Origin of the sequence: Alcanivorax jadensis T9, assembly GCF_000756655.1 — a bacterium.
Taxonomy (GTDB): Bacteria; Pseudomonadota; Gammaproteobacteria; order Pseudomonadales; family Alcanivoracaceae; genus Alcanivorax; species Alcanivorax jadensis.
In genome coordinates, this window is the sequence record NZ_ARXU01000016.1 from 1 (window position 1) to 24,500 (window position 24,500).

General features: G+C 59.7%; 27 protein-coding genes. 24 read left to right on the forward strand and 3 right to left on the reverse strand.

The window, feature by feature from the left end; genetic code table 11:
• Window positions 1-108: 108 nt before the first annotated feature.
• Window positions 109-963: a class I SAM-dependent methyltransferase gene (locus tag T9A_RS15180; RefSeq protein ID WP_035250102.1), complete on the forward strand. Its 855-nt coding sequence runs from the start codon at window positions 109-111 to the stop codon at window positions 961-963.
• A 167-nt stretch (window positions 964-1,130) separates the two neighbouring features.
• On the opposite strand, the gene T9A_RS15185 is transcribed toward T9A_RS15180, so the two are convergent.
• The gene (locus T9A_RS15185) at window positions 1,131-2,420 is read right to left on the reverse strand and encodes an alpha/beta fold hydrolase (protein ID WP_035250103.1); all 1,290 of its coding nucleotides are present in this window, start codon (window positions 2,418-2,420) and stop codon (window positions 1,131-1,133) included.
• 226 nt (window positions 2,421-2,646) lie between these two features.
• Here T9A_RS15185 and T9A_RS15190 point away from each other — a divergent pair, with 226 nt between their 5' ends.
• The 23 genes from T9A_RS15190 (at window position 2,647) to T9A_RS15300 (ending at window position 23,069) form a co-directional block, all read left to right on the forward strand.
• On the forward strand, window positions 2,647-3,903 hold the full coding sequence (locus T9A_RS15190; protein ID WP_035250105.1) for a glutamate-5-semialdehyde dehydrogenase: 1,257 nt from the start codon (window positions 2,647-2,649) through the stop codon (window positions 3,901-3,903).
• Entirely contained in the window at window positions 3,903-4,586 is a 684-nt protein-coding gene (nadD, locus tag T9A_RS15195) for a nicotinate-nucleotide adenylyltransferase (RefSeq protein WP_035250107.1), read from the forward strand. The genes T9A_RS15190 and nadD overlap by 1 nt, the downstream gene beginning before the upstream one ends.
• The gene (rsfS, locus tag T9A_RS15200) at window positions 4,576-4,932 is read left to right on the forward strand and encodes a ribosome silencing factor (protein WP_035250109.1); all 357 of its coding nucleotides are present in this window, start codon (window positions 4,576-4,578) and stop codon (window positions 4,930-4,932) included. Before nadD ends, rsfS begins: the two co-directional genes overlap by 11 nt.
• Window positions 4,932-5,402 carry a 23S rRNA (pseudouridine(1915)-N(3))-methyltransferase RlmH gene (rlmH, locus tag T9A_RS15205; RefSeq protein WP_035250111.1) on the forward strand — a complete coding sequence of 157 codons (471 nt, stop codon included), beginning with the start codon at window positions 4,932-4,934 and terminating at the stop codon, window positions 5,400-5,402. The genes rsfS and rlmH overlap by 1 nt, the downstream gene beginning before the upstream one ends.
• 27 nt (window positions 5,403-5,429) lie before the next feature.
• Complete coding sequence (gene mrdA / locus T9A_RS15210; RefSeq protein WP_035250113.1) at window positions 5,430-7,316, forward strand: penicillin-binding protein 2; 1,887 nt, start codon at window positions 5,430-5,432, stop codon at window positions 7,314-7,316.
• Complete coding sequence (gene rodA / locus T9A_RS15215; protein WP_035250115.1) at window positions 7,313-8,458, forward strand: rod shape-determining protein RodA; 1,146 nt, start codon at window positions 7,313-7,315, stop codon at window positions 8,456-8,458. Before mrdA ends, rodA begins: the two co-directional genes overlap by 4 nt.
• 164 nt (window positions 8,459-8,622) lie before the next feature.
• The gene (mltB, locus tag T9A_RS15220; RefSeq protein ID WP_232222146.1) at window positions 8,623-9,669 is read left to right on the forward strand and encodes a lytic murein transglycosylase B; all 1,047 of its coding nucleotides are present in this window, start codon (window positions 8,623-8,625) and stop codon (window positions 9,667-9,669) included.
• Window positions 9,666-10,538 carry a septal ring lytic transglycosylase RlpA family protein gene (locus tag T9A_RS15225; RefSeq protein ID WP_035250119.1) on the forward strand — a complete coding sequence of 291 codons (873 nt, stop codon included), beginning with the start codon at window positions 9,666-9,668 and terminating at the stop codon, window positions 10,536-10,538. Before mltB ends, T9A_RS15225 begins: the two co-directional genes overlap by 4 nt.
• Before the next feature lie 186 nt (window positions 10,539-10,724).
• Window positions 10,725-11,885 carry a D-alanyl-D-alanine carboxypeptidase family protein gene (locus T9A_RS15230; protein ID WP_035250121.1) on the forward strand — a complete coding sequence of 387 codons (1,161 nt, stop codon included), beginning with the start codon at window positions 10,725-10,727 and terminating at the stop codon, window positions 11,883-11,885.
• A 70-nt stretch (window positions 11,886-11,955) separates the two neighbouring features.
• On the forward strand, window positions 11,956-12,828 hold the full coding sequence (locus T9A_RS15235; RefSeq protein ID WP_035250124.1) for a D-amino acid aminotransferase: 873 nt from the start codon (window positions 11,956-11,958) through the stop codon (window positions 12,826-12,828).
• A gap of 3 nt (window positions 12,829-12,831) precedes the next feature.
• The gene (locus T9A_RS15240; protein ID WP_035250127.1) at window positions 12,832-13,101 is read left to right on the forward strand and encodes a YbeD family protein; all 270 of its coding nucleotides are present in this window, start codon (window positions 12,832-12,834) and stop codon (window positions 13,099-13,101) included.
• 232 nt (window positions 13,102-13,333) lie between these two features.
• Window positions 13,334-13,636: a hypothetical protein gene (locus T9A_RS15245; RefSeq protein ID WP_035250129.1), complete on the forward strand. Its 303-nt coding sequence runs from the start codon at window positions 13,334-13,336 to the stop codon at window positions 13,634-13,636.
• Between the two features lie 445 nt (window positions 13,637-14,081).
• Complete coding sequence (gene lipB / locus T9A_RS15250; protein WP_052043089.1) at window positions 14,082-14,771, forward strand: lipoyl(octanoyl) transferase LipB; 690 nt, start codon at window positions 14,082-14,084, stop codon at window positions 14,769-14,771.
• A gap of 16 nt (window positions 14,772-14,787) precedes the next feature.
• Window positions 14,788-15,768 carry a lipoyl synthase gene (lipA, locus tag T9A_RS15255; RefSeq protein ID WP_035250131.1) on the forward strand — a complete coding sequence of 327 codons (981 nt, stop codon included), beginning with the start codon at window positions 14,788-14,790 and terminating at the stop codon, window positions 15,766-15,768.
• Window positions 15,769-15,910: 142 nt separating this feature from the next.
• Window positions 15,911-17,419: a D-alanyl-D-alanine carboxypeptidase/D-alanyl-D-alanine endopeptidase gene (dacB, locus tag T9A_RS15260; protein WP_052043091.1), complete on the forward strand. Its 1,509-nt coding sequence runs from the start codon at window positions 15,911-15,913 to the stop codon at window positions 17,417-17,419.
• A 148-nt stretch (window positions 17,420-17,567) separates the two neighbouring features.
• On the forward strand, window positions 17,568-18,236 hold the full coding sequence (locus T9A_RS15265) for a glutathione S-transferase family protein (RefSeq protein ID WP_035250253.1): 669 nt from the start codon (window positions 17,568-17,570) through the stop codon (window positions 18,234-18,236).
• An 8-nt stretch (window positions 18,237-18,244) separates the two neighbouring features.
• Window positions 18,245-18,910 carry a class I SAM-dependent methyltransferase gene (locus tag T9A_RS15270; RefSeq protein ID WP_035250133.1) on the forward strand — a complete coding sequence of 222 codons (666 nt, stop codon included), beginning with the start codon at window positions 18,245-18,247 and terminating at the stop codon, window positions 18,908-18,910.
• Window positions 18,911-19,241: 331 nt separating this feature from the next.
• On the forward strand, window positions 19,242-19,679 hold the full coding sequence (locus tag T9A_RS15275) for a copper resistance protein NlpE (protein ID WP_035250135.1): 438 nt from the start codon (window positions 19,242-19,244) through the stop codon (window positions 19,677-19,679).
• 379 nt (window positions 19,680-20,058) lie between these two features.
• Window positions 20,059-20,730, forward strand: a complete 672-nt coding sequence (locus T9A_RS15280) for a MotA/TolQ/ExbB proton channel family protein (RefSeq protein ID WP_035250136.1) — start codon at window positions 20,059-20,061, stop codon at window positions 20,728-20,730.
• Window positions 20,720-21,100 carry an ExbD/TolR family protein gene (locus T9A_RS15285; protein ID WP_035250138.1) on the forward strand — a complete coding sequence of 127 codons (381 nt, stop codon included), beginning with the start codon at window positions 20,720-20,722 and terminating at the stop codon, window positions 21,098-21,100. The genes T9A_RS15280 and T9A_RS15285 overlap by 11 nt, the downstream gene beginning before the upstream one ends.
• A complete protein-coding gene (locus T9A_RS15290) occupies window positions 21,100-21,510 on the forward strand; it encodes an ExbD/TolR family protein (protein ID WP_232222148.1) in 411 nt (136 codons plus the stop codon). Before T9A_RS15285 ends, T9A_RS15290 begins: the two co-directional genes overlap by 1 nt.
• On the forward strand, window positions 21,507-22,241 hold the full coding sequence (locus T9A_RS15295; protein ID WP_035250141.1) for an energy transducer TonB: 735 nt from the start codon (window positions 21,507-21,509) through the stop codon (window positions 22,239-22,241). The genes T9A_RS15290 and T9A_RS15295 overlap by 4 nt, the downstream gene beginning before the upstream one ends.
• A 108-nt stretch (window positions 22,242-22,349) precedes the next feature.
• Entirely contained in the window at window positions 22,350-23,069 is a 720-nt protein-coding gene (locus T9A_RS15300) for a ZIP family metal transporter (RefSeq protein WP_035250143.1), read from the forward strand.
• Between the two features lie 229 nt (window positions 23,070-23,298).
• Here the strand turns inward: T9A_RS15300 and T9A_RS15305 are convergent, their stop codons facing one another.
• Window positions 23,299-23,901 carry a flavin prenyltransferase UbiX gene (locus tag T9A_RS15305; protein ID WP_035250146.1) on the reverse strand — a complete coding sequence of 201 codons (603 nt, stop codon included), beginning with the start codon at window positions 23,899-23,901 and terminating at the stop codon, window positions 23,299-23,301.
• Window positions 23,898-24,356, reverse strand: coding sequence for a DUF2214 family protein (locus T9A_RS15310; RefSeq protein WP_035250148.1), 459 nt, complete (start codon window positions 24,354-24,356; stop codon window positions 23,898-23,900). The genes T9A_RS15305 and T9A_RS15310 overlap by 4 nt, the downstream gene beginning before the upstream one ends.
• Window positions 24,357-24,500: the final 144 nt, after the last annotated feature.

A 24,500-nucleotide genomic window follows, 5' to 3' on the forward strand; every position in this document is an offset into this window, starting at 1 on the left:
CGTAGCTCGTAGCTCGTAGCTCGCCGGCAATTTGGCACAAATTGCCATCACTCAATGGCATAATTCTGCTAGCCTGTCAGGCTTCAGCCATAACCAGCCAGAACAACAATGAGTGAACCTCGGGATACCTCCTCAATCAGTTTTACCGCCCTCTACACCGGCCATGTGTGGACCCGCGACGGCATCTCCGCGCCCTTCTTCCGCACCAAAGGCGGCGCCTTCTTGTATGGCGCCCTGGCTCCCTTTGAATACCTGGGCCGGCACATCGTCGGGGGCAACATCCGCACCTTCCTGCTGCAGCGTCACCACCTGATCGATCACCGGCTGCATCAGCTGATCGACGAGGGCGTTGCCCAGGTGGTAGAAATTGCCTGCGGCCTGTCACCCCGGGGCCACCGTTTCTGCCAGCAGTATCCGCAGCTCACCTACATTGAAACCGACCTGCCGGACATGGCCCGGCGCAAGCAGCAACTGTTGAAAGAGCACGGCGTGCTGAGCGAGCGTCACCGCGTGCAGCCCATCAACATCTTCGCCGAAGACGGGGAACTCAGCCTGGATCATGTGCTGGCCCAGCTGGATCAGAGCAAACCGGTGGTAGTGATTACCGAAGGACTGGTGAATTACTTCCCGCTGGAGGTGATTTCCGACTTCTGGCGCAAACTGGCCAACGCCTTGAGCGCCTTCCCCCAAGGCTCTTACCTGACAGACAACTACCCGCTCTACAAGGGCATGCCCTTCTACCGCACCCTCAAGGTACTGGGCGGCATGCTGGGCACCGTATCCCGCAGCCAGGTCGGTTTTCACTTCCACTCCGACATGGAAGCCGTGGATCATTTCCATAGCCTTGGCTTTCACAGCCTGACCATCCACAACCCGACCGACTACTACGACCAGCTACCGATACCGAAGACGCGGGGCAATCCGATGGTAAGGATCATGGAAGGGACGGTGGAATCTAATTGATAGTTGAGAATGGATAATGGATAACTGCGCGATCAAGCGCAGGAATAACTCGAAAACAAAGAGGCCGCGGCCAAGCCATTGGACGCGGCCTCTTTCGTTCAGGGTAACCACGAGACTGGCTCGCGACGTTATCAATTATCCATTCTCAACTATCAATTGCTTCCCTTTCATCCATAAATCCGATGCACATTCCCTTCACTATCCTGGCGCAGGAAATATTCGCTGTTTTTCAGCAGTTCGGTGAAGCGCTCCGCCGCCTGGATGTTGCCATGCTTGAACAGACAGCGCAGGTAACCGGCATCGTCGTAATCGAATACCAGCAGTTCCAGTTTCAGCTCCGGACTCTCCATATAGAGAGTGCAGTCACGGGCATGGTCGGCGATGGAGAAGCCCGGCTCGCTCAGTTTGATCAGGCAGCCGAAGAAGTTGATGTCCACCACCTGCACCGGCTTGTTGAAACGGAAACGGTCGCCCACCCGGGATTCGCTAGTGACGTGGCCGTGATTGTTGCATGGCACCAGACGCTCGGCACGGCGACGCTCGATACGGTTATACTCGCCCTTGCCGAAACGGCGGATACCCTGCACGGTGTCCAGTGACTCGCCGCGCAGGAAGGTAGAGAACAGATCCAGGGACACTTCCCGCTTTTCCAGCTGCGGCAAATGATCCGCTCCCTTGATCAGGGTGAACTGGGCATTAGGGCATTTTTCGGCGAAAGAGGCGTTTTCCCAAGGCAGGGTAAAACTGTCGAACTCACCAGTGGTAACCAGGGTATCGCACTCTGGATAGCCGAGCAGACCTTCCACGGACAACAGCCGGCGGCCATTGATCTTGTAGCGCTCACGCTCGTTGTCAGATAGCCGCTTCATCTGCCGGTAGAACAGCTTGCGGGCGGTGGGCGTAATGCCGGTTTCCTTCATCTTGTCGTAGTTGACCAGATAGAGCACCACCGCCTGACTGAACTCATCCATGCGCCCCTGTTCCAGTACGCGCACGGATTCTTCCACCAGCATGCGCCAGCTTTTGCGCGGCCGGGTGACAATACCAGCCACGATCAGCTTGTCGGTGGCCTCGGCATACTTGTATGCAAAGGTGCTGGCCACCGCAGAACCCAGCGACAGCCCCATGAGATGTACTTTTTTCAGGGCGGTCTGGCAGGTGAATTCGTAAAGCAGGTCGGCCAGATCCTCCATGCTGAGATCCGGCGCGATCTGGGTGTTATTGCCCAGAGACGGCAGATCCACCAGCACCACAGGGAAATCCTGATAGATTCGCTCGACGCAATATTTGTAGGAGGTAAAATTCTGGAAGGCGCCACCTACCACCAGCAACGGCGGCTTGTGGGCATTGTTCGGATGCGAAAACGCCAGGTAGTCAATGCGCCACGGGCCCACCCAGAGCTGAAGTGGGGCAGCCTTGATGGCGGAACGGGTATATTCCTGATAGCGAATGCCCATAAGTGTCTGGCTCCGTTCAATTTTTTCTTGTTGTATCGGCTTCTCCTACCCGGCAGGATGGAGCAGTCCGTTTTGTGCCACACAAACGGTACATTCGTACCACAAAATCAAGGGTTTAGGCCTTATTGTGTAGCAAAGGTTTTCAATTCTTCACCATTTGTGTGCAAGCGTAAAGAGCCGGTTGTCGTTATAATCCACCTCTTGACCACTTTCAGTTTTGAGAATTATGGATATCCAGCAATACATGCAACGTCTTGGCGAACAGGCCCGTACGGCCTCTCGCGCCATGGCCCGGGCCAGTTCCGGTGACAAGGACAAGGCCCTGGCCGCCATCGCCACCGCCCTGCGCAGCCACCGCAGCGCGGTGCTGCAAGCCAACCAGCAGGATCTGGATAAAGGGCGCGAAAGCGGCCTTGATGCCGCCCTGCTTGATCGCCTGGAACTGACACCGGCTCGTTTTGACGCCATGGTGGAAGGCCTGGAACAGATCATTGGTCTGGCCGATCCAGTGGGTGTGATCACCGACCTGGCCTATCGCCCGTCGGGTATTCAGGTAGGCAAAATGCGTGTGCCGCTGGGTGTCATCGGCATTATTTACGAGTCCCGCCCCAATGTGACCATTGATGCGGCAGCCCTGTGCCTGAAATCCGGTAATGCGGCCATCCTGCGTGGCGGCTCTGAAGCCATCAACGCCAACCAGGCCATTGCCGAGTGCATCCGGGTGGGCCTGCGCGAAGCCGGGCTGCCGGATACCGCGGTACAGGTAGTGGAAACCACCGACCGGGCCGCAGTAGGCGAATTGATCACCCACCCCGAGTATGTGGACGTCATCGTCCCCCGAGGCGGCAAGGGCCTGATCGAGCGCATCAGCAATGAGGCGCGGGTACCGGTGATCAAGCATCTGGATGGCAATTGCCACACCTATATTGATGACCAGGCAGATATTACCAAGGCCATTAACGTGGCCTACAACGCCAAGACCCAGCGCTACGGCACCTGCAATACCACCGAAACGCTGCTGGTGGCCAACGCCATCGCCCAGCAGGTATTGCCCGAACTGGCCGCCAAATACCGTGGCGCCGGTGTGGAGCTACGCGGTTGTGAGCAAGTGCGCAGCATTGTCGAGGGTATCCAGGAAGCCACCGAGGCCGACTGGGGCGAGGAATACCTGGCGCCGATACTGGCGGTGAAACTGGTCAAGGATATGGATGAGGCGATTGACCATATCAACCGTTACAGCTCCGGCCACACCGAAGCCATCGTCACCGAAAACTACACCCGGGCGCGGCAGTTCCTCACCGAGGTGGATTCCAGCTCGGTGATGGTGAACGCCTCCACCCGTTTCGCAGACGGTTTCGAATACGGACTGGGTGCGGAAATCGGTATCTCCACAGACAAGATCCACGCCCGTGGACCGGTGGGACTGGAAGGCCTGACCAGCCAGAAGTGGGTGGTGCTGGGCGACGGCCACATCCGCCAGTAGTGCGCACCACTCACGACACCACACCATTGGTGCTGTTCGGCGGCACCTTCGACCCCGTCCACCGGGCCCACATCAGTGCGGCCCGGTCGGTGTCCCGGGTGCTCGGCGATGCCCCTGTGCATCTTCTCCCCAACGCGGTGCCGCCGCATCGCCCGCAACCCCTGGCCGGTGGCGAACAGCGTCTGGCCATGCTGGAACTGGCCTGCGCGGATCACCCCTGCCTGATTCCGGACGACTGGGAACTGAAACAATCCGGCCCCAGTTACAGCCTGCTGACCCTGCAACACTACCGAGAGCAGATCGGTAATCGCCCGCTGGTGTTCATGATCGGCGCCGACAGCTTTGCCAGCCTGCATCACTGGCACCGCTGGCAGGATTATGCGGACCTGTGCCACCTGGCAGTGGTGCCTCGCCCGGATAGCCCGCTGGCAACAGACAAGGTGCTGGCCACCTTCCCGGAAACGGCACCCGATAGCCTTATGCGCCATGCCAACGGTCTGCGCTTGATGCTGCAGGGGCCGTTTCTGGATGTGTCCGCCACCGCCATTCGTCAGGCGCTGGCAGAAAAAGGCGATTGCCCGGCCCTGGAGCCGGCAGTTGTTGCCCATATTCACCGCCACCATCTGTATAATGTGGCGAAATCACCTTCCCCCGAATCAGACACGAGGCCTCATGAGCGCTGACACCCCGCTACTGCAACTGGTTATTGATGCACTGGAAGAAGTCAAAGCCCAGAACATTACTCAACTGGACGTGCGTGAAATCACCAGTGTGGCCGACAACATGGTCATTGCCAGCGGCACCTCCAATCGCCACGTGAAAGCGCTGGCAGACAATGTATTGGAAACCGCAAAAGAAGCGGGTCACGAGCCTCTGGGCAGTGAAGGCCAGGACACCGGCGAGTGGATTCTGGTGGACCTGGGCGATGTCATCGTGCACCTGATGCTGCCCGCCACCCGCGAGTTCTATGACCTGGAACGCCTGTGGCGCAATCCACAGCATCACCCGGACCGTGAAAGCAAAGAGTAATGCGTCTTTTCCTGCTGGCGGTGGGCACCCGCATGCCCGCCTGGGTCACCGAGGGCTTTGCCGAATACCAGAAACGCATGCCCCCGGACATGCGTCTCGAGCTGGAAGAAATCCCCCTGCCCAAACGGAGCAAGGGTGACACCGCCAGCCAGATTCGCAGCGAGGCCGACGCCATCCGCAAACGCCTGGAAAAGTACCCCGGCGCCAAAATCGTGGCACTGGAAGTGAACGGACGAGCGCTGGACACCCCCGCACTCAGCCGTAAACTGGGCGAACTGAAAGATCTGGGCCAGGATCTGGTCCTTTTGGTAGGGGGCCCGGACGGCCTGTGCCCGCAATTATCCGCCAGCGCCCACGAGCGCTGGAGCCTGTCGACCCTGACCCTGCCCCACCCGCTGGTGCGGGTGCTGCTGGCCGAACAGCTTTACCGGGGCTGGACGCTGCTCACCGGCCACCCCTATCATCGCTGACCTTCGCCCCCTGACACAGACGCCACCATGCGCCGACCGTTAACACTGAAAGATCACCACCACGAACAGCGTATCTTCAGCGTGCGTCTGGTCGTGGCTGTCTTTCTGGTGTTGCTGCTGACCCTGATCCTGGTCAGCCGGATGATCTGGTTGCAGGTGATCCAGCACAGCCGCTATACCACCCTCAGTGACAACAATCGGGTACAGACCCTGGCGGTATCACCACCGCGCGGGCTGATCACCGACCGGGACGGCGTGATTCTGGCCGAGAACCGGCCCGACTTTTCCCTGGAATTGATCATTGAGCAGGCCGGAGAGCTGGACCAGCTTATCGGCGAGCTGGGCAAGTTGATCGAGCTAGACGAGGGCGATTTGGAACGCTTCCAGAAACGCCGCCTGACAGCCCGTCGCCCCTGGGAACCGGTGCCATTGCGCGGTCGTCTCAGCGAAGAGGAAATCGCCCGGCTGGTCGTCAACCAGCATCGCCTGCCCGGCATCCGCATTTCCGCCGATCCGATCCGTCATTATCCCCATGGCATTCTGTTCTCCCACGTATTGGGCTATGTCAACCGGATCAACGCCCAGGACCTGGAGGCCATGACCCTGGACGAACAGCGCGACTACGCCGGCACCCACTTCTATGGCCGCTCTGGTATCGAGCGTTTCTACGAAGACCAGCTCCACGGCCAGGTCGGCTATCGCCAGGTGGAAACCAATGCCCGAGGACGCATTTTGCGGGTCCTCGAAGAACAACCCCCGGTGCCCGGCGAAGACCTGCGCCTGCGCCTGTCCATGCGCGTACAAAAGGCGGCCTACGATGCGCTGGGCGAACGGCGTGGCGCCGTGGTGGCCATCGACCCACGCGATGGCAGCGTACTGGCCTTTGTCAGCCGACCCGGCTTTGACCCCAATCTGTTCGTCACCGGCATTTCCTACAAGGATTACTCCGCCTACCAAAGCGACCCTGACAATCCGCTGTTCAATCGCGCTCTGCAGGGCCGCTACCCACCCGGCTCCACTATCAAGCCGATGCTGGGCATTGCTGGCCTGGATGCCGGCGTCACCAACTGGCAACGCACCATCTCGGACCCCGGCTATTACCAGCTGGAAAACGATCCACACCGCTACCGGGACTGGAAACGCTGGGGCCATGGCCGCGTAGATCTGCACAAAGCGGTGGTTCAATCCTGCGACACTTATTTCTACGATATGGGGTTCAAGCTGGGCATCGCCCGCATGCATGAATATATGAGCCAGTTTTCCCTGGGGGAACCGACCGGCATCGACCTGTATAACGAATCCAGCGGCATCATGCCCTCCAAGCAATGGAAGCGCGCTTACCGCAACCGGCCCTGGTTCCATGGCGACACCATTAACGCCAGTATCGGCCAGGGTTTCGTGCTCACCACACCGTTGCAGCTGGCCACCGCCACCGCCATTACCGCCAGCCATGGCAAAAAGGTGGTGCCGTCCATTGCCGGAGAAAAACAATCGGTGGAACGCACCAGTATCACACTGAATGATGAAAGCAACTGGGAAAAAATGACCGATGCCATGGTCGCCGTAACGGGCCCCAGGGGTACCGCCAGGGTAATGGCCGTGGATGCCCAATATGCCATTGCCGCCAAATCCGGCACCGCCCAGGTATTCTCCGTGGGGCAGGATGAAACCTACAACGAGGACGAACTGGCCGAGCGAATGCTCGACCATGCCCTGATGGTCTCCTTCGGCCCTGCTGAGCAACCTGCCATCGCCGTGGGCGTATTGGTGGAAAACGGCCGCCACGGCGGCTCCACCGCCGGTCCCGTGGCCCGCCAGGTCATGGATGCCTGGCTGCTGAATGAGAACGGAGAACTGGAGGTCCCGCCGGTCTTTGAAGAACACCCCGCGCCTCCCGCAGAGGTCAGCCCATGAGTCAGCGCGAATATCTCCGTCAGATGCCAGGCCAGACCGGCGCCACCCTCTCACCGGGGCTGGCCATGCGCCTGCACCTGGACGCGCCACTGTTGGCTGGCCTGTTCGTGCTGATGCTGGGCGGGCTGGCGGTGCTGTACAGCGCCGGCGGCGAAAGCCTGGAAATGGTCATTCGCCAGTGCGTTCGTTTCAGCGCGGGGCTGACCGCCCTGTTCCTGCTGGCCCAGATTCCGCCGCGCAGTTACCGCTTCTGGGCTCCTTTCCTTTATTGCGGGGGGCTGGGCCTGCTGGTGCTGGTGTTGATTGCCGGCACGGAAGCCAAAGGCGCCCAGCGCTGGCTCAGTATTCCCGGCATTGGCCGCTTCCAGCCAGCAGAAGCCATGAAACTGGCGGTACCGGCGATGGTGGCCTGGTATTTCAGTGAGCGAACCCTGCCCCCAAAACTGCTGGATGTACTGGTTGCCCTGGCACTACTCGGCGTACCGGCTGCCCTGATCGGCATGCAACCGGATCTTGGCACCGCCATTCTGATTGCCGCCAGCGGGCTGGTGGTGCTGTTCATGGCCGGGCTCTCCTGGCGCCTCATTGCCGTGGCAGTGCTTCTGGTGGTGACCGCCGCACCGCTGATGTATTTCTTTGTCATGCACGATTACCAGCGCAACCGGGTCGATACCTTCCTCAACCCGGAGGCGGACCCGCGCGGAACCGGCTGGAACATCATCCAGTCAAAAACCGCCATTGGCTCGGGTGGCGTGGATGGCAAAGGCTGGCTGGACGGTACCCAATCGCGTCTGGACTTCCTGCCGGAATCCTCCACCGACTTTATCCTGGCAGTACTGAGCGAAGAATTCGGACTGGTCGGGGTCAGCTTTCTGCTGATGATCTACCTAGTCATTGTCGGGCGAGGCTTCTTTATCAGTTGGCAGGCACAGGAGACCTTTTCACGCCTGCTTGCCTCCAGCCTGACGATGACATTTTTTATTTATATTTTTGTGAATATCGGCATGGTGTCCGGACTCTTACCCGTGGTGGGGGTACCGTTACCCCTGATCAGCTATGGCGGCACCTCCATCGTTACCCTGCTGGCCAGCTTCGGCATGCTGATGTCGATTCATACCCATCGACGACTGATGAGTTACTAGAAGCGAGTTCCGCGCGGGAAGGAGCGAAGCGCAAAGCCGTCTTTTTAGGGTTTTCGTTCCTCCTAACTCACAACTCACAACTCGCTTATCGCCCTTTGCATGCAGCCGGGCACAAAACCGCGACAACGTGGTCAATGGATATAATGAAAACAGGAGATCACCCTTTGCGTCGTTCCTACCAAGCCATTCTGGCCGCAGCACTGACCTTCACGTCCCTGCCGGCCCTGGCCGAGCATACCTGCCCAGAAAACAATGATTATCTGCAACGGGATCTGGCCAAGGCCATGATCCGCGAACTGGTTGCCGAAGGAGGCGATGAAGCGCGCATCCGCCAGGTGCTGGGCAGCGCCCAGTGCCAGCCCAAGATACTGGAATCCATCGCTCGCCCGGCAGAAAAGACCCATACCTGGGCTACCTACCAGAAAATATTTCTGCAGGAGAGCCGCGTGCAAAAGGCGGTGGAATTTTCCCGTGAGCACGCAGACACCCTGGCCCGGGCAGAACAGACCTACGGTGTCCCACGGGAAATCATCCTCGCTATCATCGGGGTGGAAACCCGCTACGGTCAGCACATGGGTACTTACCGGGTCGTCGACGCCCTGGCCACCCTGGGCTTTGACTATCCGCCCCGGGCCAGCTTCTTCCGCAAGCAGCTGAAAGCCCTGTTCGAGCTAGAACAGAAGGCCCATATCGATGCCGACGCCATTACCGGTTCCTATGCTGGCGCCATGGGTTACGGCCAGTTTATCCCCACCAGCTACCAGGCCTATGCGGTAGATTTCGACAACGACGGGATCACCGATCTGGTTAACAACCCGGTGGATGCCATTGGTTCGGTGGCCAACTATTTCCATGAACATCGCTGGCAGCCGGGTCAGCACGTGGCCGCCCGCGCCCGGGTGGAAGGGAACGGCTATCAGCCACTGGCGAAAAAAGGCTACAAGCCCTCCTTCACTCTGGACCGGGCTGGCCAGGCAGGTGTCACGGCAATCAGCTGTCAGGGTAGCGGCGTGACCAGCGAATACTGTTTTGATCTGCCGGGAGACACTCGCGTCGCCCTGCTGGATCTGGAGGGACTGCAGGGCACCGAGTTCTGGCTGGCCACTGATAATTTCTATGTGATTACCCGCTATAACCACAGTCGCCTGTATGCCATGGCCGTGCTACAACTGTCCCGAGACATCGCGGCAGCCCTGGAGAGCCCACAATGATGCGACTGGCTTGTGCCGTAGCCACCTGCGCCCTGCTCGGCGCCTGCGCCACCAGCCCCGGACCATCCTCGTCCGGGGAGCCGGTTAATAACGGTGCGCCAGGCTCGGACCGTTACAGCATGGCTCAGGACACGCCGCCCGAAGAACGCCGCGACATCTCGCAACTGCCAGAACCGGTACCCAAGAACGAGCCACGCAGCCGTTACGGCAACCCGGACACCTACAGTGTCTGGGGCAAGACCTATCGGGTACTGCCCAGCGCAGAGGGTTACCAGGCTGAAGGCCAGGCCTCCTGGTACGGTCAGAAATTCCATGGCCACCGCACGTCCAGCGGTGAATCCTTCGACATGTACCGGTTCACCGCCGCCCATCGCAGCCTGCCTCTACCCACCTATGCCCGGGTTACCAACCTGGATAACGGCAAAAGCCTGGTGGTACGGGTCAACGATCGGGGCCCCTTCCATGAAGATCGCATCATCGATCTGTCCTGGGCCGCCGCCGTGCGGCTGGGTATAGAAGACGCCGGCACCGGCCGGGTCAGGGTGGAAACCATCAGTGCCACCCCGGCACCCAACACACCGGCCAGCAAGGTGCCCACCGCGGTCCGCGCCGCCGTGGACAGCCCGCCACCGAACGCCGCCAGTAATACCCGGCTGTTTCTGCAAGCGGGAGCCTTTCAGGATAGAGCTGCCGCCGAACGGATGCAGCAGACCCTGCTTGAACAGTTGGGACTGGGCAGTGAAATTCGCTCGACCAACGCGCTACACCGGGTCTGGATCGGCCCCTATGCGGACGACCAGCAGCGCCAGCAGGTCCGCCAGAGCATGGCCGACGCGGGTTTCGAGCGGCCTGTGCCGGTCACGCCCTGAGCGGTTTGCGCAAACTAAGCCGTTCCTCCGGTTAACAGCTCGGTTGCGCTCCTCTAGAATGCAGCCATCCCGTGATGTCAGGGGGACTTTTTGCCCTTATCTCTGTCTAAGACGCTCAGGGCTTCCCCCTCGACTCACAAATCCCTGAATTTTCAGGCCGACAAGGACACAACAGGCAGGAAATCCATGCGCCCCCAGTCGTTTCGCTCCACCTTCTTTATCGTATTTGCCATCATCGGCACTCTGATTTCCGTGCAGGCCCAGGCAAACACCGTGCCTCGCGCCCCGCAGATTGATGCCCGTGGCTATCTGCTGATGGATGCCGCCAGTGGCAACATCATCGTCGAGCACAATGCCGACCAGCGCCTGCCCCCGGCCAGTCTGACCAAGATGATGACCGCCTATATCGCCGAGGCTGAACTGCAGAAAGGCAACATTTCCGAACAGGATATGGCGCCGATCAGCGTGCAGGCCTGGAAAATGGGCGGCTCGCGGATGTTTGTCCGCGAAGGCACCCGGGTGTCCGTGGGAGAACTGCTGCGCGGCATCATTATCCAGTCCGGCAACGATGCCAGCGTGGCCATGGCGGAGTTTATCGCAGGCTCAGAGGATGCCTTCGCCGACCTGATGAACCAGCACGCCCGTCGCCTGGGTATGAATGACAGCCACTTCGTCAATTCCACCGGCTGGCCCGCCGAGAACCATTACACCACCGCCCGCGACATGGCCCTGCTGGCCCGTGCCATTACTCGCGACTTTCCCGAACACTACGACATCTACGCGGAAAAGGAATATACCTACAACGGGATCACCCAGCAGAACCGTAACCTGCTGCTATGGCGTGACCCCAGTGTGGACGGCCTGAAAACCGGCCATACCGAGGAAGCCGGTTATTGCCTGGTGTCTTCCGCCAAGAAAGACGGCATGCGTCTGATTACCGTGGTCATGGGCACCGACTCCGAATCCGCCCGCGCACGGGAATCCCAGAAACTGCTCACCTACGGTTTCCGCTTCTTTGAGACCTACAAGGCCTACAGTGCCGGAGACATCCTCGACACCGTGGATGTCTGGATGGGCGAGAGCAAACAGCTGCGCCTGGGCCTGGCCGAAGACCTGGTTCTGACCATTCCCCGTGACAGCCATGAAAGTCTGAAAGCGGAAATCACCGTGAACCCGCAACTGAAAGCCCCCATCGCGCAAGGTCAGCAATACGGCACCGTGACGGTACGCCAGAACAATGATGTACTGATGGAGAAACCGCTGGTGGCCCTGGAGAACATCGAAGAAGCCGGTATCTTTACCAAGCTCTGGCATCATGTTCTGCTGTTCTTCAAGGGATTGTTTTAAGCACGCCTGACGCTCGACGCCTGACACCCCGCTGGCGGCGTCGGGCGTCAGACTCGTCCAAGGAAACGACATGTCCCAGGTCTATCTCAATGGCGCTTTCATGGCCCTGGAAGAGGCACGGATCTCCCCAATGGATCGGGGGTTTCTGTTTGCGGACGGCATTTACGAAGTGGTCCCGGCCTACAACAGCGTGCTGTTCCGTTTTGACGAACACCTGGAACGCCTGGAACGCTCCTTGCGGGAAGTGGAAATCCGCAATCCCCATGACCGTCAGCAATGGCAGGTTCTGTGCGAGGAACTGATTGAACGCAATGGCGGCGGCAACCTGTCGGTGTATCTACAGATCACTCGGGGCGCCGCGACGAAACGGGATCATGCCTTTCCCGAACCACCGGTTGCCGCCACCGTTTTCATGATGACCAGCCCCATTGCCGTGCCCGCCGCCGACAGCCCGGACACCGCCAGCGGGGGCAAGGCCATCACCCGGGATGACACCCGCTGGGCCCGCTGCGACATCAAATCCATCTCGCTGTTGCCCAACAGCCTGCTGCGGCAACAGGCCGTGTCGGCCGGCGCCATGGAAGCCATACTGCTGCACGACGGTTTCGTCACCGAAGGCTCCGCCAGCAATGTCTTCATCGTGCACGACGGCGTGATCGTCACCCCGCCAAAAAATCATGCCATTCTGGGCGGCATCACCCGCGACCTGATAGTAGAATTATGTGGCCAACATGGCCTGCCATTCGCGGAAAGGGAAATCACCGAGGCAGAACTGCGTCAGGCCGATGAGATCTGGATTACCAGCTCCACCCGGGAAGTGGTCCCGATCACGCAACTGAACGAGGCGGCGGTTGGCGATGGCAAACCTGGCGCCATGTGGAAAACAGTGGCCCGCCACTATGTGGATTTCAAACGCCGCCTGTGCGGCCTGGAGCAGGAGTAACCCATGGCGATTCAGGAACATCTCTGGGAATTTCCCCACGACATGCAGCTCAAGGTCATGGGCCTGGCGGACTCACCGCTGGAAACCGTAGTAATCGAGATTCTCGAGATTCATCTGGAGGATTTCGACGCCGACAAACATCTGGCGAGCAAGCCCAGCAGTAAAGGCAATTTTGTCTCCATCACCGCCCAGGTGACCATGCGCAACCGTGAACAGGTGGAGGCAATCTATAAAGCACTCAATGAGTGCCCCCATGTAAAGATGAGCCTCTGATTCCGGCAAACGTTGCCAAGACCGAAAAGAGCGAGAGCCAGCCATGTGGACCTTATCTGTCACCCGCTGTTCACTTCTCGCTCCTTTTCACCTGTGCCTCGCGATCGTCCTCATTACACAAATTAACCCTCGGTCACAGCCCGACACGCAAGCCTCACCAAGCCACCATTGGTTTGGCACCTGCGTGCCCGTATCGTGATTCTTATAAGAAGAACGTAACGGGATCACAAAAATGAAAATGCTGACCTTGCTGTGCTTGTGCAGTTGCTTGCTTATTTTGGTCGCAGCTGATCTACCGAGCCACACCTCCCAGGTTGTCCATACCTCCACCACGCCTAATTCTGCGGACATTATTCCGGCCATGCCGCGCAGCCCGCATATCCAGCAAAGCGTGCATGGCACCCCCGTTCATTTCGACGCCTTTGAAACCATCAAACTCCGCGAGCAGGACCAGGACGGTATCGAGTTCGGCATCAGCGTTCAGGAACTGAATCTGCATCTGGTAAACCAGAGGACAGGGAATCGCCTGATATAGGCTAGTTATTCTGGTTCGATCGTTGTTACCCCGTAAGGGGTCTGCCTTAAGCCCGGCTTTGCCGGGCTTTTTTTATGTTAGTTGCAAGCGACAAGCTGCAACGCGAAGAAGTTCCTGTGCCTCATATTCCCACAGACCCCGGGCTGCCTGGCTGAGGGCCTATCTGTAGGAGTTCCTCTTGAGGGACGAACCGAGCGTAGCGAGGCGACAAAGACACGGGTTACTACATTCTTTTCTGAAACCCGTAAAGCTCTGAGATTCCTGATCGCTCTACGAGCGATATCCGCGCAAGCGCGGTTCGCGGCTCATACCCGCAGGGCACAGAGAGCTCCGCTCCTACAGTGGCTTCGTAGAAATGACGAAGCACGAGGAACTTTCCGGACCCTCCCAATCCAATGAGCGTAGCTTGTAGCTTGTAGCTTGTAGCTGCCTTTATACTCCTCCCATGAACGACGCCTTGATTCGCTATTTCCCCCGGGTGGATTACACCCCCTGCTGGCAGGCCATGCGCACGCTGACCGATGGCCGTACCGTCGACACTGCTGACGAACTCTGGGTGCTGGAACACCCTCCGGTGTTCACCCTGGGCCAGGCCGGCAAGCCGGAGCATGTGCTCAATGCCGGGGAGATCCCGGTGGTCAACAGCGACCGTGGCGGACAGGTGACCTACCATGGCCCCGGGCAGACGGTGATCTACCTGATGCTGGACATCAAACGCCTGGGGCTCGGTAGTCGCGGGCTGGTCAGCGCCATCGAACAGGGCATCATCGATTTTCTGGACAGCCACGGCATCGACGCCGCGAACCGGGACGATGCACCCGGTGTCTACGTAAACGGTGCCAAGATCGCCTCTCTGGGACTGCGCATCCGTCGGGGAGCCAGCTACCATGGCCTGGCCATCAACCGGGACATGGACCTGTCACCCTGGCAGCGTATCAACCCCTGCGGCCATGTGGGCCAACCCATGACCACCCTCAGCGAGCAAGGCGTGGTGCTGGATCGCCAGACCATGGAGCAGCAACTGGTGACGTTATTAGCCAAACGTCTGGGCCTGATGCCACGGACAGCGCCCGCGCCCGACTGGTACAATGACATCTCCGAATTTCCGCCGGCCCAACACAGCCCGGCACCCTGACAGTAACGGACACCCCATGAGCGAGCAGGCACAGGCCAAGCGCAAGGTTCAGATCGGCGACAAGCTGCGTGGCGCGGACAAGGTACGCACCATTCCCATGGTCAACGAAGAGACCGGCTACCAGCGTAAACCGGACTGGATTCGCGTACGCGTTCCCGCCAACGGCGAAATCCAGCGCATCAAGTCGATGCTGCGCGAGCAGAAGCTGCATACGGTCTGCGAGGAAGCCGCCTGCCCCAATCTGCCAGAGTGTTTCGGTGGCGGCACCGCCACCTTCATGATCATGGGTGACATCTGCACCCGTCGCTGCGCGTTCTGTGATGTGGGCTTCGGCCGCCCCAACACGCTGGACCCGGAAGAGCCGCTGCACCTGGCAGAATCCGTGGACAACCTGGGCCTCAAGTATGTGGTGATCACCTCCGTAGACCGGGATGATCTGGCCGACGGTGGCGCCGAGCACTTTGCCGAATGCATTCGCCAGGTTCGCTCCCGCACCCCGCAGACCAAGATCGAAATCCTCACCCCGGATTTCCGTCCCTGCCTGGATACCGCGGTGGATATTCTGGTGGAAACAGCCCCGGATGTGTTCAACCACAACATCGAGACCGTCCCGGAGCTGTACAAACACATTCGCCCCGGCGCCCGCTATCAACACTCGCTGGACCTGCTGCAACGCTACAAGGCCCGCCGTCCGGACGTGAGCACCAAGAGCGGCATCATGGTGGGCCTGGGCGAGACCTACGAGCAGGTCATCAACACCATCAAGGACCTGCGTGCCCACGATGTGGACATGCTGACCATCGGCCAGTACCTGCAGCCCAGCAAACACCATGCCCCGGTGGACCGTTTTGTCCACCCGGACGAATTCCGCGACTACGCCCGTGTCGCCAACGAGCTGGGTTTTCGCTCCGTGGCATCCGGCCCCATGGTGCGCAGCTCCTACCATGCGGACCTGCAACACAAGGGTATTGATGTCGGCATGCATAAACCCGACTGATCTCTCACCATCATGAGTACGCAACCGGCGATGAAATTTACATTTCATCGCCACTCCCCCCGCTGACCCGGCACCGGCTTTGGTTTAGTCTAGGCCCAGTCGAGTTGTTCTACTTTCTGCCATTCCGTGGCCAGGTCCGCTAATGTCTCACCCAGTTCCCTTCAGGGCGCGCTTTTTCCAGTTATTCCCCGCCCTGTCATGCCTCGTCCTGCTTGGCGCCGTGGCCGCCACACCGGTCCATGCCGGTGCCCCTACGCCCTTGCTGGCACCGGTACTGGAGGCCGCCAGAAACCTGAAACTGGCAGACGAGCATCTGGCAGTCACCGCCATCCCCTTGAACGGCCCCGGGGACGCCCGCTTCCTGAATGCGGATATGCCCTTCAATCCCGGCTCGATCATGAAGGTAGTGACCACCTATGCGGCGCTAGAACTGCTTGGCCCTACCTACCAGTGGCATACCCGCCTGTACACAGATGGCACGATCAGTGACAGCACCTTGCACGGCAACCTCTACTTTGTTGGCAGTGGCGACCCGAAACTGACTGAAGAGCGTCTCTGGCTGCTGATGCGCGAGTTGCGCGCCATGGGCATCGCCCATATCCAGGGTGACCTGGTACTGGATGCCAGCGCCTTCAATCTACCCAACGGCATCCCCGATTTCGATGACGATGGCGACAACCCCAACGCCCCCTTTCTGGTTAAGCCCCATGCCCTGCTCACCAACCTGAACGTATTGCGCATTCGTACTCGCGCTGATGCAAGGGGCATCCATACCTGGACCGAGCCCACCCTCAACGGCGTGGAGATCGATAACCGTATGGTCTTCAAAGACTATGGTCACTGCCCACGACGCTACCAGTTCGACTACGAGCCGACGCTGACCGATAGTGGCCATACCCGCATCACGCTCACTGGCGTCTTGCCCAAGGGCTGCTCCACCAGCAGCTACCTGTCGGTGATGGAGCAGGGTGACTACACCGGCGCCCTGCTCACCGGCCTCTGGCAGCAACTGGGCGGCACCCTCACCGGCCAGATCCGCCAGGGCCTGCGGCCCCGTGATGTCGATACCGAGCTGCTGGCCACCACCTCCTCGCGGGATCTGGTGACGATGGTTCGCGACATCAACAAGTGGAGCAATAACGTGATGGTGCGCCAGTTGTTCCTCAGCCTGGGCGCCAAATACCGTCAACCCGGCGATCGGGACGACCTGGCCGCAGCGGAAAGAACCATCCGGGAATGGCTGGAAACCAAGGGCATACTGAGCCAGGGTATCGTTTTCGAAAACGGTTCCGGGCTGTCCCGGATAGAGCGCATTTCCGCACGACAGATGGCCAGTCTGTTGCAGCAAGCCTGGGAAAGCCGCTTCGCCGCCGAGCTGATTGCGTCCCTGCCGCTGGTGGCCATGGATGGCACCATGCGCCGCCGGCTGGGCAAAGCGGGGATGGCCGGCATGGGCCATATCAAAACCGGATCGCTCAGGGATGTTCGCTCCATTGCCGGCTTCACCCGTGACGAAAACAACACCACCTGGGCGGTGGTGGCCATGGTCAACCACAGCCAGGCCTGGCGCACGGAAACCATCCTCGACTCGGTGATCGAACAGGTGCATCTGGCAGCACGCCCACCCAGTATCGATACGGCCGGACACTGACGCCTGACGCAAATCAGTGTCAAGGCGTCTTTTGCCGTCAAGCTTACTTCCTGCTGTCTTTGCCCTGTGTCGACCCCCTGGCGTCAGGCATTCCTGTCACACCAAGTCTGCTATGCTGCCCGGCAACATCGTATTTGCGAGGCAGCCCATGATTACCCTTCACCACCTGGAAAATTCCCGCTCCCTGCGTATCGTCTGGCTACTCGAAGAACTGGGGCTGGACTACGAGATTCGCCACTACGCCCGCGACAGCAAAACCATGCTGGCTCCGCCGGAACTCAAACAAGTGCACCCACTGGGTAAATCCCCGGTAATCACCGACGGTGACATCACCGTGCCTGAGTCCGGCGCCATCATCGAATATCTGATACAGCGATACGGCAACGACAGCTGGAAAATCAGCGCCGACGACCCACGCTGGGTGCAGGAACGCTACTGGCTACACTACGCAGAAGGCTCGCTGATGCCCCTGCTGGTGATGAAGCTGGTATTCAGCCGGATTCCCAAATCACCCATGCCCTTTATCGCCCGCCCGGTTGCCAAGGGCATCAGCGGCAAGGTCATCGGCACCTTCATCGACCCGCAACTGGAAAACCAGCTTGCCGTTATCGAAGCACACCTGGGCACCCACAGCTGGTTTACCGGTGACACCCCCAGCGCAGCGGATATCATCATGAGCTTCCCACTGCAGGCGGCCTCCGCCCGCGCAGACCTGAGTCAACTACCAGCCATCCAGCGTTTTCTGCAACAGATGGAGGCGCGCCCGGCCTACCAGCGGGCCGTGGAACGGGCGGGCCCGCTGACGCCCATGCGTTAACAGGCACCATGACACCGGAACAACGCATCCTTGCCAGCTGGCATGACAATGCCATGCCCTGGATACGCCTGATACAGGAACAGGGCATTGCCAGCCGCCGCACCAGCGACCCGGCCATTGAACGGGCCATCATCGCCCGGCAGGCAGGCCGGGTTCTGGATGTGGGTTGTGGCGAAGGCTGGCTTTGCCGCCGCCTGGCTGCCCGGGGCATTCACACCACCGGCATCGATGCCATCCCCTCCCTGGTGGACAGCGCCCGCCAGCAGCATCCGGAGGGGGATTACCGCTGCCTGTCATTCAGCGAACTGGACACCGACCTCGCCGAGTCCTTCGATCTGGCCGTCTGCAATTTTTCCCTGTTTGGCGAGCAATCCGTGGAGCAGTTGCTCGCCACCCTGCAGACACGACTGACCCCCAGCGGGATGCTGCTGGTGCAAACCCTGCATCCGTTGATGGCCTGTGACGGGGATTACCGGAGTGGCTGGCGGGAAACCCGCTGGCCGAGTTCCGGGAGCGATTTCGGTGCAGCCCCACCCTGGTATTTTCGTAACCTGGAAAACTGGCTCGCCCTGTTTCAACGTCTGGGCTACCAGGTCAGCCTGGAAGAGCCTCTGGACCCGCAACAAAAGCTGCCGGTATCGGTGATCTTTCACGCTGTCGCCGGCCACCGATAACAGTAAACCAACAACTGATAACAAAGTGTTGCTGGTTGAAACCCGTATCCAGCCCTAGCCTGTTCGCACAACAAAAACAGGGTGGATGAGACATGATTCTTCTTTATTTCCTGATCGTGTTTGTTTTCTTTCTTTCCATCATGCAGTGGGTTTTTCGTCGCATCGACGCCCGCCACAGTCTCTCCACAGTGGCTACTGCGGAAAGCTTCCTGTCTACAGAACAACGCGCAAACACACGATAGAATCATCAAAAACTGTTAAAACGGCGAACCAAACACAAAATATTTATTCTAAGCAGTATCTTTACAGGAGCTGTCAGGGAGTAAACGACATGAAAACCTATCTCGCCGCCGCCGTATTGGGCAGTGCCATCCTCGTTACCGGCTGCCAGAGCCAGCAACCGGAAGAACCCATTAATCCTACTGCCCAGAAAATCACCTACAGCGGCATGCTGCCCTGCGCAGACTGCTCAGGTATCCGCACCACTCTGACGCTGTACCGGGATCAGTACGACAATCCCTCCCGCTTTGAGCTGCGCGAAGAATACCTGAGCGGATCCAAGGTGGAGCTGAGCGCTTCCGAACGAGGCAGCTGGGAGTCCGAAAAGCGTCTGCAAGGCAACATGGAATACGACGTCTACACGATCAATCCTGACGACCCGGATGCCGATCGCCAGTACATCAAGGATGCCGTCAACGCTATTGAGCAACTGGATCAGAGCGGTAATCGCATCGAATCCAACATGAACTATCGCTTGCTGCTCAAGTAAGCCTGTGAGGGCGCTTCGGCGCCCTCTGCATTTCATGATTCTCCCAAAACGGCTACTACAACTCTGCCGCCCCAAAACCTCCCTCTATGCCCTTGCCAGCAGCTAATTACCCTTATCCCCAGTAACGAAAAATCACTATTCCCTGGTACGTCAGGCCATTACCGTGAATAGACTGCAAATAGGAATGACTTGCATTAAGGCGCCTATGAACCTATCATTGCGAACCGAATTCGGGCCTTCGCGCTGAGGGCCACAAGTCTGTGTTTCCCGGTTCCTTTCTCAGTCACCGAGATGCCACAACCGCGTGCCAGACTCTACGCACGCTTTTTGTATTAATGACCGGGCCTTCAATTGATTCGCCCGCAGCAGGAGTGTTTGCATGCCCCCGATTTCCCTGCACCTGCCCGACTGGTTTGTCAGCGGTGGCGCCACCATGTGGGTCCTCGCCTTCATGTCCGTGATTGCCCTGGCCACCCTGATCTCCAAGATCCTGCAGTTCGCCCGCGTTCGCCCGGGCATCGCTCGCCAGGCAGACCGCCTGCTGGACGCCCTGGCCAAGGGTCAGCAGCCCGGCAAACCCGGCAAACTGACCAGCCCCATCGACCAGGTGGTATGGCAATGCTGGCAGAACAGCAAGCTGGAAGAAGCCGCCTGGCAAGAAGAAAGCCTGCGCCTGGCTCGCAGCTCTCTGGACAACCTGCGCGGCGGCCTGCGCATCCTCGAAGTGATCAGCGCCGTAGCGCCCCTGCTCGGCCTGCTGGGTACCGTATTCGGCATGATCGGCGCCTTCCAGGCCCTGGAAACCGCCGGCTCCCAGGTCGACCCCTCCATCCTCTCTGGCGGTATCTGGGAAGCCCTGCTGACCACCGCTGCCGGCCTGACCGTGGCCATTCCCACCCTGGCCGCCTTCCACTGGGCGGATCGCAGTCTGGAGCTGTGCCGGGAAAAGATGCAGGACCGTCTGTCCCGACTGAAAGTCCTGCGCAACAACCACGCGGAATCCGAACCCCTGGAAGAGGACCGCGACCCATCGGTGGCGCATGCATATTGAACCGGAGCGTCACCGCACACCCTTCATAAGCCTGACGCCACTGATTGATGTAGTATTTATTCTGTTGGTGTTCTTTATGCTGGCCACCCGCTTCGGGCAGTTCTACGACCTGCCCGTCAACGTGCAGCCCGCAGACAGCATCAACAAACCCGATGACAAGTGGCTGGTGATCGAAGTGGAAGCCGACGGTGACCTGAACCTGAACGGTGTCAGCTTTACCCCTGATGCGGTAGCCGATCGACTCGACACCCAGAAGAGCAAGGTGTGGGTCACGGTCAGCGCCGATGCCACCCTGCAGCAGGCCCTTGCCGCCGTGGACGCCATCAAGGCCGCCGGCGTCAAGGATGTACAACTGGAGCTGTTGCCGTGATGATCATGGAAACCTCTTCCCGTCGCCCGCCGCTGGAACCGGTGTTACCGCTGATCAATGTGGTGTTTCTGCTGTTGATCTTCTTCATGCTGGCCGGCCAGCTGGCCAAAAGCCCCTCCGTGTCCGTGGATACCCCACTGAGCCAGAGCGCCAATGGCCCCGAAGCCCGTGACAAGCTACTGCTGGTGTTGCAGCAGGATGGTCAGTGGTTTGCCGAGGACAACGATACCGCGCTCACTGAAGCGACACTGCAAGACTATCTGAGCGAACGCCCGGAAGGTGCGGAAGTGCGCCTGTTGGCGGACGCCGGTGTCACCATGACCACCCTGCGCGAGCGTCTGGAAATCCTGCAAGGCCTGGGCGTGGAACAGGTACGCCTGGTGACCCGCAACGACGGGGGTGACCAATGACATCCCGTACCCTGTTTGCCTGGGTCGCCTCTGCCCTGATTCATGCCAGCGTACTGGTCACCGTAGGTGCACTGACCCTGGCCGGCGGACGCCCGAGCAAACCCGGCGTCACCGAAATGGTAGTGAACCTGTCTGCGCCGCCAGCGGAAAAGCCTGCTGCGCCGCCCGCACCGGCGAAACCGGAACCGGCCCCGAAACCCGAGCCGAAACCCAAGCCCAAGGTGAAGCCAAAACCGAAACCGGTGGCGAAACCCAAACCGGAGCCGAAACCGGAACCCGAGCCTGAGCCTGTAGTGGCCAAGAGTGACGTCGTAGAGGAACAGGACACCCAGGAAGACGCCGAGAGTGAGCAGGCCGCTGCCAGCCAGACGCAGCAAGTGGGCGCCAAGGGCATGGCCGGAGACCCGGGCGAAGGGGTGCATCAATCCGGAGACGATGAAAGCGACCTGCTTAAATATAAGGCAAAGGTGCGAAACACCATCGTCTACAACAAGCAGTACCCGCATCGCGCGAGGATGCGACGCCAGCAAGGGACCGTAAATGTCTCATTTTGGGTCAACGCCTCTGGTCGCGCGGAGAACGTGACCTTGGAGGAAAGCTCCGGTAGTCGTATCCTAGACCGTGCCACGAAGGAATTGATCTCACGCCTTCGTTTCGACAAGCCACCCTCGAGTCTTGCCCCTCCAATCCGGTTTACCCTGCCGGTGGACTATAACTTGGGCAGCACTTGATCCTTCTCCTGTCAGACCGTATTTTCAACCCTCGCCCGTAATGGAGCGATAGGTTTAGGTAAAAACGGCTAGAGCGTTGTCGGCTCCGTTTCTGCCAAGGATACCAATATGAGTGCACTAACCCTCGCCCTACTGCTCAGCCTGGCCGCTGGCCTGAGCATGGCCGCCGGCGCCCTTATCGGCGTCAAACAACACATCGCACGGGGCTGGCTGGAGCAGGAAGTCCGCCATACGGTTATCGCCTTCGGCGGCGGCGCCCTGCTGGCTGCGGTAGCGCTGGTGCTGGTGCCGGAAGGCGCCCAGCACCATACCCCCTTGTCCGCCACCCTGCTGTTTGTGGGCGGCGGCATTGCCTTCATGGTGGTGGATCGGGCCCTGGCCGCCCATGGCGGCGCCATGTCCCAGCTGCTGGCCATGCTGCTGGACTTTGTTCCTGAAGCCATCGCCCTGGGGGCAGCACTGGCGGTGGGTGGCGGCCAGGCCTACCTGCTGGCATTCCTGATCGGCATGCAGAACCTGCCAGAAGGCTTTAACGCCTACCGGGAAATCCGCAACAGCAAAGGCAACACCCTGTCCTCCACCAAAATCATCCTGGCGTTCGCCGCCCTGGCCCTGCTCGGCCCGGCCAGCGCCGCCCTCGGCTTTCTGGTACTGGTGAACAATCCCCTGATTCTGGGCGGTATCATGCTGTTTGCCAGCGGCGGCATTCTCTACCTGGTGTTCCAGGACATCGCCCCACAGGTGCCTCTGAAAAAACACTGGGCTCCCGCCCAGGGAGCGGTAGCTGGTTTTGCGTTGGGGTTGGTGGGGCACCTTCTGGTGCATTGAAACGAAGCCCCGTAGGAGCGCCGCTTGAGGCGCGAACCGAGCGACAGCGAGGCAGCAGAAACAAGCCCTATCCGCTATTCGATCAGAAGCCTGTCAGACCCGGATAAACCTGATCGCCCGGCGGGCGATTTCCTTGCTTCGCTAGGTTCGCGCCTCAAGCGGCGCTCCTACGGGGCTTCGTAGAAATGAAAGCGAGTAGCTGCTTGTGTGGCTTTGTAGAGTGAGGAACTCATTCCCCCCAGCGCTTCACCAGCGTCTGTTCTACCCCCAGATGATCCAGTAACCGGGCGACAATGAAGTCCACCAGATCCCCTACCGTCTGCGGCTGGTGATAGAAGCCCGGCGCCGCCGGCATGATGGTGACGCCCAGGCGAGACAGCTTGAGCATGTTTTCCAGATGGAGGGGAGAGAACGGCGCTTCCCGGGGCACCAGAATCAGCTTGCGGCCTTCCTTGATGGCCACGTCCGCCGCCCGTTCGATCAGATTGTCACTGGCGCCACAGGCGATGGAGGACAGGGTGCCGGTGGAGCACGGGCACACCACCATGGCGGCAGGCGCACCACTGCCGGAGGCCACCGGAGAGGTCCACTGCTCCAGCCCACACACTACCAGGGTGCCACGGTCAGTCTGCACCCAGTCACGCAGGGCCTGTTCGGCCTTACCGGTGCCGGCCGGCAGCTTCAGCTCGGTTTCCATGCCGATCACCACCCGCGCCGCCTTGGACAGAATCACGAACACTTCGCAATCCGCTTGCAGCAGGCACTGCAACAGGCGCAATCCATAGGGCGCTCCTGAGGCGCCGGTAAAAGCCAGGGTTATTCGTTTGCTCATACACCCATTCCTACACCACGGGCCATCAACGCCGCGAGAATTGGCATCAGTACCACCAGGTGGAGTTCAGCGACCAACACACCGCGCAGATTGCGTTGCAGCGTGGCATCAATCTCGGGGACATGTCCGGCCTTAACGGTTTTCCGCCAGCCCAACAGGACCTTGGTGGGATACAGACTCAACAGCGCGATCAGAATAAACAGGGTTACCTTGCCATGAAACCAGGGGCTGGAGAGGTAAAAATCCCAGCCTTTTTCCGTCCACCCGGCCCGCGCAATACCACTCACCAGCACAGCCAGCGCCGAGAGACCATAGCCGATATCCAGCCACAGAAGAGTACGAATATTGCGTTCGTTGATGCCGGTTCGCCACAACAGGAGTTCCCCGTATAAAAAACCAAACAGCATCAGAATGCCGAGGTAATGCACCGATGCCCAAAATACGGACCAGAACATGACAACCTCCCGTGTTGATTCACGCCGAACACCAAGCTAACCGTAAAGCCGGCCACCGTTGGAGCTTTGCTTGCAAAGCGAAAGGCCCGGCCCCTGAGAGAATTCGCCTTGCGAGCAAGGCTCCAACGAACCCTCAGGAATAAC